Annotated in this window: 14 protein-coding genes; 9 read left to right on the top strand and 5 right to left on the bottom strand. The window is 47.1% G+C overall.

The annotated features are described in order from the left end of the window. The first annotated feature begins 361 nt into the window (after positions 1–361). The 3 genes from KDK19_RS09430 (at position 362) to dprA (ending at position 3,727) form a co-directional block, all read left to right on the top strand. The gene (locus KDK19_RS09430; protein ID WP_257253710.1) at positions 362–1,243 is read left to right on the top strand and encodes an SPRY domain-containing protein; all 882 of its coding nucleotides are present in this window, start codon (positions 362–364) and stop codon (positions 1,241–1,243) included. 321 nt (positions 1,244–1,564) lie between these two features. Beyond that, positions 1,565–2,593: a LysM peptidoglycan-binding domain-containing protein gene (locus KDK19_RS09425; RefSeq protein ID WP_257291818.1), complete on the top strand. Its 1,029-nt coding sequence runs from the start codon at positions 1,565–1,567 to the stop codon at positions 2,591–2,593. Between the two features lie 6 nt (positions 2,594–2,599). After that, entirely contained in the window at positions 2,600–3,727 is a 1,128-nt protein-coding gene (gene dprA, locus KDK19_RS09420) for a DNA-processing protein DprA (RefSeq protein WP_257275701.1), read from the top strand. On the opposite strand, the gene KDK19_RS09415 is transcribed toward dprA, so the two are convergent. Next, a complete protein-coding gene (locus tag KDK19_RS09415) occupies positions 3,728–3,856 on the bottom strand; it encodes a hypothetical protein (protein ID WP_257254290.1) in 129 nt (42 codons plus the stop codon). A 47-nt stretch (positions 3,857–3,903) separates the two neighbouring features. Here KDK19_RS09415 and KDK19_RS09410 point away from each other — a divergent pair, with 47 nt between their 5' ends. Next, positions 3,904–4,485, top strand: a complete 582-nt coding sequence (locus tag KDK19_RS09410; RefSeq protein ID WP_257254289.1) for an HNH endonuclease — start codon at positions 3,904–3,906, stop codon at positions 4,483–4,485. Between the two features lie 53 nt (positions 4,486–4,538). Continuing rightward, complete coding sequence (locus tag KDK19_RS09405) at positions 4,539–4,670, top strand: hypothetical protein (RefSeq protein ID WP_257291817.1); 132 nt, start codon at positions 4,539–4,541, stop codon at positions 4,668–4,670. Positions 4,671–4,706: 36 nt separating this feature from the next. On the opposite strand, the gene KDK19_RS09400 is transcribed toward KDK19_RS09405, so the two are convergent. The 4 genes from KDK19_RS09400 to KDK19_RS09385 all read right to left on the bottom strand — a co-directional run bounded on the left by KDK19_RS09400 (position 4,707) and on the right by KDK19_RS09385 (position 8,229). Next, positions 4,707–5,798, bottom strand: coding sequence for a DNA cytosine methyltransferase (locus KDK19_RS09400; protein WP_257254288.1), 1,092 nt, complete (start codon positions 5,796–5,798; stop codon positions 4,707–4,709). 60 nt (positions 5,799–5,858) lie between these two features. Then, a complete protein-coding gene (locus tag KDK19_RS09395; RefSeq protein WP_257281598.1) occupies positions 5,859–6,899 on the bottom strand; it encodes a DUF262 domain-containing protein in 1,041 nt (346 codons plus the stop codon). Then, a complete protein-coding gene (locus tag KDK19_RS09390) occupies positions 6,884–7,930 on the bottom strand; it encodes an SIR2 family protein (protein ID WP_257281599.1) in 1,047 nt (348 codons plus the stop codon). The genes KDK19_RS09395 and KDK19_RS09390 overlap by 16 nt, the downstream gene beginning before the upstream one ends. Positions 7,931–8,004: 74 nt before the next feature. Beyond that, entirely contained in the window at positions 8,005–8,229 is a 225-nt protein-coding gene (locus tag KDK19_RS09385; RefSeq protein ID WP_257253742.1) for a hypothetical protein, read from the bottom strand. A gap of 588 nt (positions 8,230–8,817) precedes the next feature. On the opposite strand from KDK19_RS09385, the gene purE reads away from it, so the two are divergent. From purE to KDK19_RS09365, 4 genes are all read left to right on the top strand, one after another. Continuing rightward, complete coding sequence (gene purE / locus KDK19_RS09380; RefSeq protein ID WP_257255483.1) at positions 8,818–9,303, top strand: 5-(carboxyamino)imidazole ribonucleotide mutase; 486 nt, start codon at positions 8,818–8,820, stop codon at positions 9,301–9,303. Positions 9,304–9,307: 4 nt separating this feature from the next. After that, complete coding sequence (locus KDK19_RS09375; RefSeq protein WP_257291816.1) at positions 9,308–10,447, top strand: 5-(carboxyamino)imidazole ribonucleotide synthase; 1,140 nt, start codon at positions 9,308–9,310, stop codon at positions 10,445–10,447. Positions 10,448–10,524: 77 nt separating this feature from the next. Then, positions 10,525–11,070, top strand: coding sequence for an L-threonylcarbamoyladenylate synthase (locus KDK19_RS09370; RefSeq protein WP_257281600.1), 546 nt, complete (start codon positions 10,525–10,527; stop codon positions 11,068–11,070). 54 nt (positions 11,071–11,124) lie between these two features. Next, positions 11,125–11,736, top strand: a 612-nt coding sequence (locus KDK19_RS09365; RefSeq protein ID WP_257291815.1) for a coproporphyrinogen III oxidase, incomplete at its 3' end; no start/stop codon positions are given.

The following is an 11,736-nucleotide window of genomic DNA, read 5'->3' as shown; positions in this document are numbered from 1 at the left end:
GCCTGTCGGACTTAAGGCTGTCCTACTGCGGTTGCAATAAATTGGTCTAAAAATTTCTTGCAATCCTCACTACGGACGCTTAAGTCCGACAGGCTGCTAGATGGTCGTGGGCTTAAGAAGAGCGCAGCATCGGAGTATGATTTCCATGGTCTTGCCATTGTCTGGCAGTCAGTCAGACAATGGCAGGCAGGGACAAGTGTATGACTGTTGGCGAGGACCGGCTGTTTGAAGTTGATTTTTAATCGTTCAAACCCGGAAAGTTACCTATGGAGTGGTGAAGATCGGGTCAGAAAAAAGAACTTTTTTAATTTAAAGTTGTCGAAATAAATATAGATATTGAGTAATTAACAAGGATGTAATTATGAATCTAACAAGCCATATTTCACATTACCTGTCGTATTTATCAATACCTTCTCTAACTTCCTGCTTTTATAGTTACTGGGCAGGAAGGAAAGTCGACCAAATGGTCCGATTGCCTGAGTGTACCTATACATCTCTATCTTTAAAAGCCTTGGAAAGTGAGGATTATACTGCTCTCTCCGCACGCACCATTTGGGATAAAGCCAAAAGCAGCAGCAATATTAACATCTACGAAGATGACCCAACAAAATTAGAACGTAATAACCCCGGTAAAGGAATAGATACTGCCATGTCGGATACCGGCTTTTCAAAAGGCATTCATATTCTGGATATTGAATGGCCGACCGGAATGCGAGGTACTCATCCGGTGATTGGGGTCGCACTGGAAGGATCCCCTAATCAAGGAATAGGTTACAGAAATCTTCTTGGCGGCACAGAGTCATCATGGGGCTGGGATATAAAAAGCAAGGAACTGCTTCATAATGGTCAAATTATAGGCAATTACCCCGAAGATAAATCAAATGGATCATTTGATGTGCCCGAAAAGATAAGCTGTATAATTGATATGAATGCAGGAGTTATAGGCTTCAAAATCGGCGGGAAATATCTGGGAGACGCATTTTCGGGGCTAAAGCATAAAACTGTTTTCCTGGCTGTGTCCGTTGTTCGGACAAGCACAGCAATCTCTGTCAACTATATCAAAGGCTCTAATACCACTCTTTCGCTACAAGATCTGTCAAAGCTGGCAATAAGAAAGCGGGTTAAATTTGAAGAGCAAATTGCCCAACTTCCTACTGCTCCACCATTAAAGAGATTCATTGCCGATCAGGAAATGACCGACGCTGATGGCAACGATGATAATACTGACCAGGAAAATATATAACTTTGCTGGCTGCTTTAACGGGTGTCTTCATCTTCCCGGCTGCTTTCCAGCCATCCTAATGTAGGCAAAAATCACTGGTTTGGATAGTTTTCTGATTTGTTCTGAAGTACAGAAAGACCGTTGCCGGTCGAGAACAATAGTGATTCAGTCTTGTCTCCGATCTGTTGTTTTATCGGCTATGGGGCCAGCGAAATAAAAAGGATAAGTCACAATTCAGTGGGCAGATTCTCTTCGTATTGAAGCGTTTGATTGCCCGATGACAGGACCCGTTGGTAAACTGCCGGGATAAAACCAACAACAAGTGCAAGGGATCGTGAACCAATGAGAAGCACAGTACTGGGCATTCTTCTGCTCTGCCTGTCGTCAGCAGGGATAGCTTACGAGAATCCGATCAAGTCAGATTCTCCCCAGGATTATCTGGTAAAAAAAGGGGACACGCTCTGGGAAATCTCCAACCGTTTTCTGAAAAGTCCCTGGCTGTGGCCTGAAATCTGGCACGCAAACCCCCAGATACATAACCCCCATCTGATTTTCCCCGGAGACCTGGTGAGCCTTGTCTACATCGATGGTCGCCCGAGGCTGACGGTTGTCCGTCGTGGCGAGAGTGGCAGAACTGTCAAACTTAGCCCGAAAGTGAGAACACTGCCTGCTGAAGCGGCTATTCCTGCTATCCCACTCAGCGCAATCGATGCCTTTCTCAAGAGCAGCCGGGTATTTACCTCTAAACTGGCGTTAGACGGTGCTCCTTATATATTTGCTTCCAGACAGGAACGGATCATTACCGGTGCGGGAGACAAGGTTTATGCCCGGGGACACATAGATTCACTGGACAAGAATCTCGACATTCTTAGGGCCGGAGGCGTTTTGAGGGATCCTGACAGTGGTGAAGTACTGGGTATTATCGGCCATGAAATAGCAGGTGCCTCCCTGCAAAAAGTAGACAATGGCATTGCCAGCCTGAACATCCAGACAAGTCTTCAGGAGGTGAGGCCGGGTGATAAGGTAGTGCCGGCAGACACCTTTAGCCTCCAAACCACCTTTTTTCCCAGGGCACCTGATGCGCCGTTAGAAGGCAAAATTGTCTCTGTTGTTGATGGTGTAAAAAAAGTGGGTCAGTTCAACAGCGTCATTATTAACCGGGGTATCCGGGAAGGTTTGCGTCAGGGCGATATATTCAACGCCTACAAGAATACGGAGGTTAAAGATCAGATCAGTGGTGAAATGGTCAATTTGCCTCCTGAGAAAGCCGGCATGATCATGATTTATCGCCCTTTTGAAAAAGTGAGCTATGGTATTGTGCTGACGGCCTATGAAGAAATAGGTGTAGGCGATACTCTGAAAAGCCCCTGAGGTGCGATGATTCAACAACATGACTCCAGCTGGCAGCAGTTAAAACAATGGCTGCTGCTTTCATTTCAGCCCGGACTGGGTGCGGTTCGCCTCAATGCCCTGGTCCGGGAGTTTGGTTCTGCAAGCGCTGTTTTGTCAGCCTCTTATCAGTCATTGAGGATGGGGCTGCCGGAAAAACTGGCGGCGCAATTATCGGGAAATCCTGAGACACCAGATATTACTGAGCGTCTGAACCATTGTCGACTCTGGCTGGAATCCAGTCAGGCTCATCACATTATTACCCTGCAATCGCCTCAATACCCTGCTGCTCTCAAGGAGTTAAGTGACCCTCCTCCCTTGCTTTACGTGATGGGTAATCTCGATCTGTTGAATGAGCCCCAAGTGGCCATTGTCGGAAGCCGCAGGCCGACCCCTCAGGCTCGTCGATTGGCTCAGGAGATGGCCATGGATTTGTCTCGAAAGGGACTGGTGATTACCAGCGGCATGGCGCTGGGAATTGATGCAGCCGCTCATCAGGGAGCATTGGGCAGTTATGGCAGTACCATAGCGGTTCTGGGAACCGGGGTGGATGTGGTTTATCCAAGGAGTCATGGCGACCTTTATCAGGCTATAGCCATGCAGGGCGCAATTGTGAGTGAGTTTCCTCTGGGGACGACACCTAAACCCGGACATTTTCCAAGAAGAAATCGCATCATCAGTGGTTTGTCTGTCGGTGTTCTGGTGGTAGAAGCAGCGCTTAACAGCGGTTCATTGATTTCGGCCAGACTGGCTGCTGAGCAGGGACGAGAAGTGTTTGCTGTACCGGGTTCTGTTTTAAATCCTCTCAGTCGTGGTTGTCATAAGCTCATAAAGGAAGGAGCTGTTCTGGTTGAATCGGCTGAGGATATCCTGGTCGAGTTACAGAGCTATCTGAGAGCTTATGTGGTATCCACCTCTGAGCCAGAACCGATCAACTCTGATTTATCAGGGGTTCAGAGAGTCATTCTGGAAATTATGAGCGCTGAAGCCATCAGTGTGGATCTGATTTGCCAGATATCAGGGCTCTCGTTTGACGAAGTTTCTGTCATTCTGACTGAGATGGAGCTGGAGGGTTTTATTGAGTCGGTGCCTGGTGGTTATATCCGAGTGGGGTAATTATCTCACTTCCTCGCCAGCTCTTGCTTCATATCGGTCAATAATAGCCTCAACCTGCATGGGCTTTGCGGTATGTCGTAATTTCGGCAGGTCGTAAAGCAGGGGCATCCCTATGCGGGAGTGCGCCATTCCGCAAGCCATCGGGTTATAACTCGCCAATCCAAGCCGCACAGACAATGACATTCACTAATAATTTAAATCTTTCACTTCTGGTACGATATACCACAAACTTTCGTACAAGAAATGAAATATCTATGACGTTCGAAGAGTATTATCAGAAGCTTCCCATCAACAAGAAGAAGTTGAGTAATGTAAAGCAGACCATCTTGAAGCGTTTATGGGGACAAGATAGCAATCCATTTCCTAAGCCTTGGGTATCTTCCGCTGAACTGCTTGAACTGACAAGTCAGAAGTACTTTGATCGTCGAACCAGAGAGTTAAGAGATGCGTTGGGTTGTGACCTGGAATCTGCTTATCAGGAAGAATTTGAAGGCCATGCCTGGCGTTTTAGATCAGACACTCTGACTGCTCCACAAGCGCGAAAATATCTCACAAAAGCGCAAAAAGATCGTCTTTTTACTGAAGCTGAAAATACCTGTGCAACCTGCGCTACACAAACCGAAGCGGGTGTCAGAGGTTTACAAGCAGACCACAAAGTACCTCTTTCCCGCGGAGGAACTAATGATTTAGAAACTGGCAGCCTATGTGTAACAACTGCAATGTTGGGAAGAGGAGAGCTTGCGAAGGTTGCCACCTGAACTGTTAGACCTGTTCATGGGCTTTCCCTGAAAAACATGGTGTACCTTTTATTTTGAACCTCAGTGAGCCAGTACTGAAGGTTATTGACAGTATCAGCGAGACTAAATCCATCAGTCGAGAAGAGGCTATCAGAATAGCTGTAGAAGCTTATCGTGAAGAATTTCTGACCAGTAAGCCGACATGATTGGGTGGTATCGCTCATGCAAATGCTTGTTAATGATCAGCCTGCCCGTGCAGTGAGATCCTGATCCCTAAACATATCCATTGTTTCAAAGGCTCGATGTGATGACGCCAACTTACGAACCGGTGCTTTCTGCAGAAGTGCCTTCCTGATTTGTCTACCTACAGCCTCTGCAACAGGTGCGGGAAATGCATTGCCGACCTGTCGATAGGCATGGGTCTTTCCACCAAAAAACTCCCAATAGTCAGGAAAACCCTGAATTCTTGCAGCCATTCGAATATTCAGCAACGGCATCCCTTCGCAACCAGGCTGGATCGTTCCATCTCTTTTGAGAACGCCTATGAAACCTTCTCCTGGAATCTCATCATCATTTGCAACTCGGTGAGCATTTACACCAAGCTCTTGCCACTGTCGTTTGGCTCTGGTAGGCCCCAGATCGGGTCCTCCATGTTTTTTAGATCCACCTACAAGTGTCGGAGCTATTTTATCAGCCCTCTTTTTCCATTTATCAACGCCTTCCCAACCATTCGATGACATGAGATCACAAAGAGCTTCACCTACAGTTTTAGGTCGCGTATTCAGAGGTTGAGGCCAGTGAAAATGCTTAAAGTAATCAGGCTTCATTGCCACCAGGATAACTCTGGGTCTTAACTGGGGCACACCAAAATCACTGGCCTGATGCAGCTTCCAATCAGAGAGATAACCCATCTCAAAGAGCGTATTAGATATTTCATCTCGGTAATCTTTGAACTTATCTTCCAGAAGCCCTGGAACATTTTCCAGCATCACGGCTTTAGGTTGAACCTTCTGAAGAATCTCCAGCGCCGTGGGGAAAAGATCACGTTCATCATTGCTACCAAGCTGCATACCGGCTTTGCTGAATGGAGGGCATGGCACTCCCCCTGCAACCAGATCAATTTGCCCCTGGTAGTCTTCAGCTTCATGTTCTGCAAAGTGCTTTAGGTCACTCTCAATGATATTGTCCCACCCCAAGCCATGAGCCTGATTATTGAGGCGCAAAGTCTGACTGGCATGATGATCGATCTCAATGAGGGCTGCATGAGAAAAACCTGCCACGTGCAAACCTATGGCCTGACCGCCGGCACCAGCACACATTTCAATCGTTTTCATCAAAAAACCTGTTTAATGTTCAAAACGGCAATTATACCAAGTTCAACTGTATGAAAAAAATCACTCCAACTCGAGATAATTTTTCAGCGCCTTCACTCTACGCTGCCGCTGCCCTTTATCCTTGGTTCTGGAAGACATACTTTTGCTGTAGGCTTCGACATTTTCATTGTCAGAGTCTCGGGAGCGAAGTTTTGTATAGAATTCAGTAAGTTTTCCCTTAATGCAATGAGGTTTTATGCCTTCTCTTTCACAAAAGTCTGACAGACACCAGATGCCATAAAGATGTGAAACGCCTCCGACATTGAACTTTTGATACTCAATATCCAAAGATTTCATAAAGTCAGTAACAAGTGAAAACCTGGCTTTGATGTAACTCCAGTCTAGAGTTTCTTTACTGTACTTCTCATAAAGCTCATCCAATATATTCTGGTTCGCATGCAATGGCTTCCCCTCAATTTGCTGAAACATTATTTCCGAAATAAATTCGTAATGCTCCATCCTGGCGACATCTGTACCTTCCAGTCGCTCTCTCCAAAATGGGATTTCAGAAACCCTTTCGATAAGGTCAAGAAGCTGGCTTCCATGATACTTTGACCTTCTCAACTCTTGTCCCTTCAATGGCTCCCCGTTACGGTTTAGTCTGTCGAATATATTATCTATTACTTCTTTATCTGAAGTATCTATATATTCAATGGGAATAACATACCTCCAAAACCGTTTTTTATAATCAGTCAAATTCTTTTCATCTAAATCCCTAAAGTACACCCCGGCTATTTTTTCATCATGAAAAGGTGTGTTTTCAAACTCATCTGATGCCGGTATTTCATTTTTTAAAAACCGAACTATAGAGGTCAAACGCTGCTTGCCGTCGATGACATCATATTTTGTTTTACCTGTATCATCGTCTATTTTTTGATGTAAAAAAATAGGCGGAATGGGAAAGTTTTTAAGCAAGCTATCAATGAAAAATGACTGTTTTTCGTCGCTCCAAACACTGTCCCTTTGGTAAGCAGGGGCAAAATTATATTTGTTCAGTAAGTAGCTCTCCCAGAAGTTAGCCACCGTGATCGTGTTCGTTTCTCGCATCAGGCTGACTGACATTTCATCTTCTCCTTGAGAGTCTCAGAACTGGAATATGTAACAAAATTACTGAATATACTTGTCAGAACAGCATTGATTGTTCTTTGAGGGTTAGGGTTTATCATGGTCACGTCGAGTAAGGGGTCACAGCCCGTAAACAGCTCGTCAAGCTCAGACCTGTCTACGTGCCAGTAAGACAAGCCACAAATAATCATTTCGTCATCCTTGTCTAGCCTATCAGCCTTGAGCTTTGCTTCAGCTCTAATAGGAAAAGACCACGTGTGACGAAAACGCTCTGAGTCACCTGCTGGGGGAATCAGGGCTGTAATAAGGTGATTATCATCCAGGCCATCATAAGCAACCGAAAATTCCTCTGTCGAACCATCCTGAAGCTCACGGTCGTACTTTATTCCATAAGAGTCTCTGGCAGATTTGCTCTCATGAAGAAAACTAATTGAGCCATGAGGCTTGAGTATTTTTATCCTTGCATTTTCCACTCTGTCACCCACAAGCCCAACTTTGTAGGGTATCTTGAATCGGTCTAGAAGGCGCTCTAGCCATACGTCGTAATTGTATGTGACGACCACTATTTCGCTATAGCTATCTGACTGACTGGCATGCCTTATAAACTCAAGCCAAGGCCAGCTCTGAGCTGAGTCCGGTATTTCTGGCACTTGTTTGTTATAAAAAACAAACAAGTGCTTAATATATTGGATGAATTCCTTGTAGGCGTGGATATAGATATCGTTAGGTCGGTCACCTAGGCCAACCTCATCAGGCTTCTTCTTTGATGCATAGACGTTTACGCACGTGATAATGTCCTCGATCAGATCCATTGCGTCCCTGGCACTCATGTTTGGTCTGGCCCCTAGGTTCCATAAGTTCGGACAGTGTTTAAAAGACAGGAAGCCCGGCATTCCTGTTGCTGGCCAAGGAACCTCGGTGCCTCTTCGAAACAAATTTATTACGTCTATATCATCAAATCGACCAATATGTTTCAGGAAATCTATGGTGAATCCGTTACCCAGAATCAAGAACAACTTCTTACTCAAAAAAATTCCTTGTATTTCTATAAGACAAATTAATGTTTGCAGGCAAAGCGGAACTTGTTTTCAAGCAGCTACGCCTAACCTACTAACCACTGCTTCAGTTTTGGCTCATCAAAAATGACCTGTTCAAACTCTTCTGGCGACTCTGCCTCAAATCGCACGTCTACAAACTCCTGATAATCATCATCTTGTGACGTTTTCATTTCCATCAGAGAGTAACGCAGGCTGTCGTCAATTTCCCGGTGTCGAGGGTCTTCGGGAAGCACGCAGATTTTCAGAATTTTGTGCCCCTGCACGTACACGAAGGAAGGGCCGGTATCGTTACGGTACGACTGGTCTTTGAAGTAGACCGGAATACGGATGCCCAGTGGGTAATCCTTGCCAAACTACTGCTTGTACGGTTCCATTACTACCCCTGAATTAAATAGTCTTAAAGATGCTTATTTTAAACCTTGCAGCGCACTGTGTTAAAAAAATTTTTGTGTTCCAATTTTGCACTACAAGCCAAACTTCATAACAGGCACAAAGATCAGAATCTTCACGGTCATTAACTAGAAAAGTGGGGTCTGTAAGACGAACATCACCGACTAGACTGTGGACCGGCAAAGTCCGGAAACGCATCAAGGCTGGTTTGCCAGCAGCACAGCGAAATGAAACCATGAACAGGTTTCATCCCTATGGTATTAGTTTGTAGAACCCGATTCACGTTGGGGATGCTTATGCTCATTAGTGTGGGCCTGAGTCTCACACTGAATAAAAAATGATCGTTTTCCCTGTGATTCAGATTTTATTGCAAGATTTTTTAATGCCTATTCGCTCAAACGTACAAGTCTTCTTATAATCTACCCCGAATCATCCACCGACCATTACACGGCTTACAGGAGTTTGAGATGGAAGTCGGCATTATCATGGGGTCCAGGTCAGACTGGCCAACGATGAAACTGGCAGCGGACATGCTGGACCGGTTTGGAGTCCGTTATGAAACCAGAGTGGTTTCAGCGCACCGGACTCCCCAGCTGTTGGCTGACTATGCCACAGGCGCTAAAGAGCGGGGCCTCAAAGTCATCATTGCAGGCGCAGGCGGCGCGGCTCACCTGCCCGGCATGGCAGCCGCTTTCACTAGCCTGCCTGTTCTGGGAGTCCCCGTTCAGTCCAAAGCACTGAAAGGTATAGATTCATTACTGTCTATCGCACAGATGCCCAAGGGGATTGCCGTAGGAACTTTGGCCATTGGCGAGGCAGGTGCCGCCAATGCGGGTATTCTGGCTGCTCAAATCATTGGTACGCACAATGAAGCGGTCATGGCTAAGATAGAAGCTTTCCGTAAAGAACAAACGGACACGGTTCTGGCTAATCCCAATCCGGCTGAGGATTAATCTGATGCATGTTTTAGTGCTGGGGGCAGGCCAGCTGGCGCGAATGATGTCATTGGCTGGCGCACCGCTGAACATTCAAATAAGTGCTTATGATGTCAACAGCGAAACAGTGGTTCACCCGCTGACTCAAATGACCACCGGTAATGACTTGGCATCCGCTATCAGACAGGCTGATGTCATTACCGCAGAATTTGAACACATTCCCCTCGATATTCTGGCTGTCTGTGAGAAAAGCGGCAAATTTCTGCCTTCTACAGAAGCCATCAAGGCAGGTGGCGACCGGCGTATCGAGAAAAAAAGACTGGACGATGCCGGTGTTAAAAATGCCCGATACTTTGTCATTCAGACTTATGAAGACTTCCACAAAGCGATTGAGCATGTGGGTGTGCCTATGGTTCTCAAGAGTGCTTTGGGCGGCTACGACGGTAAAGGGCAGTGGCGGTTAAAAGAGCTTGATCAGGCTGATACCATCTGGGCAGAAATGGCCGAATGCATTGCAGCTACTGATCATCAGGCGATTGTTGCTGAAGAGTTTGTCCCCTTTGTTCGTGAAGTCTCACTGGTCGGTGCCCGAAGTGCAAACGGAACGGTTGCTGTCTACCCTCTGGCCGAGAATGTTCATACCAACGGAGTACTGAGTCTTTCTACAGCCATCACTGATCAGGCATTGCAGGAACAGGCAAAGCAGATGTTCACTGCTGTCGCTGAGAGTCTTGGCTATGTCGGAGTGCTGGCACTGGAGTTTTTTGATGTGAGTGGTTCCCTGCTGGTCAATGAAATCGCGCCAAGAGTGCACAACTCCGGGCACTGGACTCAGCAAGGTTCTGAAACCTGTCAGTTCGAAAACCATCTTCGCGCTATCTGTGCAATGCCTCTGGGCAGCACCCGACTGATCCGAGAAACCACCATGATCAACATATTGGGTGAAGACAGGCTTCCTGAAGCGGTGATGGCGATGGCGGGCGTTCATGTACATTGGTACGGCAAAGTAAAACGTTCTGGCCGTAAGATGGGCCACATCAATGTTTGTGGTGATAGCTCTGGCAGTGTGCAAAACAAACTCTCTGATCTCGCGCAATGGCTCGATCAGGCAGCCTATCCTGCGCTGCATGAATTTGTCCGGAAGTCATCGACACAAGCTTGAGTCAATCCTGATCAGCTAGCAGCGTTTAGACAGCCTTGCTAAACTCTGCTACTCGCTGATCAAGTTGATAAAACGCTATGTCTAAAATTCAGGCTGTTATCGAACAGGGCGGCGTCATAGCCTACCCTACGGAGGCGGTCTGGGGGCTCGGGTGTGACCCCTGGAATCGGGAAGCTGTCTACAAAGTGCTGGCCATCAAGCATCGCCCTGTTGAAAAAGGGTTGATACTGGTCGCCTCCTCTCAACAGCAGTTTGCCCCCCTGCTTTCTAACCTGACTGAAGCGCAGCTTGAAACCTTATCAGCCTGTTGGCCGGGTCCTTATACTTGGCTGCTGCCTGATCCTGATCAGTGGACACCGGACTGGGTTCGTGGAAAATTTGATACGGTGGCTGTCAGGGTGAGTGCTCACCCGTTGGTTGTAAAGCTCTGTGAACAGGCCGGGCAGCCGCTGGTATCTACTTCTGCCAATCGGGCAGGAGAACCTCCTTTAATGACAGAGCAACATGTTCAGGAACAGATGGGGCAGCAGGTATCTCTGATTGTTTCCGGTGAAACGGGTCCACAGACCGAACCCTCTGAAATTCGTGATCTTCAGACAGGACAACTGGTCCGGGCTGGTTAATATCGGCTCTGTTAAACTGCGTCTCTTTTTTATCCAGCCAGCTCAGGGAGTATTATGGTGACCGATGCCCGTACTGGAAAAACCACCAGTCCAGAAAACAGCAGCGAATCGCTGGACAGCCATGAGCCTGTAGACAGCCATGAACAGGTAGACCGAGTCAGGCAATACCTGTTGTCACTGCAGGACGCTATTTGTAATGCTCTGGAAAAAGAAGACTCTGGCACTGTTTTCCGTGAGGAAACCTGGGATTACCACGGTGGCGGCGGTGGTCGTGCACGGGTTATTGAAGGCGGCTCGCTGTTTGAAAAAGGGGGAGTGAACTTCTCTTATGTGAAGGGCGATAAACTGCCACCTTCCGCCACAGCGAAAAGACCCGAGCTGGAAGGTCGGAGCTTTCAGGCCATGGGAGTCTCCCTGGTGATTCATCCCAGGAACCCATTTGTGCCAACGTCTCATGCCAATGTTCGTCTGTTGATTGCCGAAAAAGAAGGGGCCGATCCGGTCTGGTGGTTTGGTGGCGGTTATGATCTGACGCCCTATTACGGTTTCGAAGAGGACTGTACACACTGGCATCAGGTGGCCCGATCAGCTTGTGAGCCCTTTGGTGAAGAGGTCTACCCCCGTTACAAGAAATGGTGTGACGATTACTTCTTCCTGAAGCATCGA

It is taken from the genome of Endozoicomonas sp. ONNA1 (genome assembly GCF_024606325.1).
GTDB lineage: Bacteria > Pseudomonadota > Gammaproteobacteria > Pseudomonadales > Endozoicomonadaceae > Endozoicomonas_A.
The sequence above is the reverse complement of the archived record's forward strand: the minus strand, read 5'-3'. Positions and strand labels throughout refer to the sequence as shown.

Bases quoted from the DNA above. Each gene is read 5' to 3' on its own strand.
- KDK19_RS09430 (WP_257253710.1), top strand. From the start codon at position 362: ATGAATCTAACAAGCCATATTTCACATTACCTGTCGTATTTATCAATA.
- KDK19_RS09425 (WP_257291818.1), top strand. From the start codon at position 1,565: ATGAGAAGCACAGTACTGGGCATTCTTCTGCTCTGCCTGTCGTCAGCA.
- dprA (WP_257275701.1), top strand. From the start codon at position 2,600: ATGATTCAACAACATGACTCCAGCTGGCAGCAGTTAAAACAATGGCTG.
- KDK19_RS09415 (WP_257254290.1), bottom strand. From the start codon at position 3,856: ATGGCGCACTCCCGCATAGGGATGCCCCTGCTTTACGACCTGCCGAAA.
- KDK19_RS09410 (WP_257254289.1), top strand. From the start codon at position 3,904: ATGACATTCACTAATAATTTAAATCTTTCACTTCTGGTACGATATACC.
- KDK19_RS09400 (WP_257254288.1), bottom strand. From the start codon at position 5,798: ATGAAAACGATTGAAATGTGTGCTGGTGCCGGCGGTCAGGCCATAGGT.
- KDK19_RS09395 (WP_257281598.1), bottom strand. From the start codon at position 6,899: ATGTCAGTCAGCCTGATGCGAGAAACGAACACGATCACGGTGGCTAAC.
- purE (WP_257255483.1), top strand. From the start codon at position 8,818: ATGGAAGTCGGCATTATCATGGGGTCCAGGTCAGACTGGCCAACGATG.
- KDK19_RS09375 (WP_257291816.1), top strand. From the start codon at position 9,308: ATGCATGTTTTAGTGCTGGGGGCAGGCCAGCTGGCGCGAATGATGTCA.
- KDK19_RS09370 (WP_257281600.1), top strand. From the start codon at position 10,525: ATGTCTAAAATTCAGGCTGTTATCGAACAGGGCGGCGTCATAGCCTAC.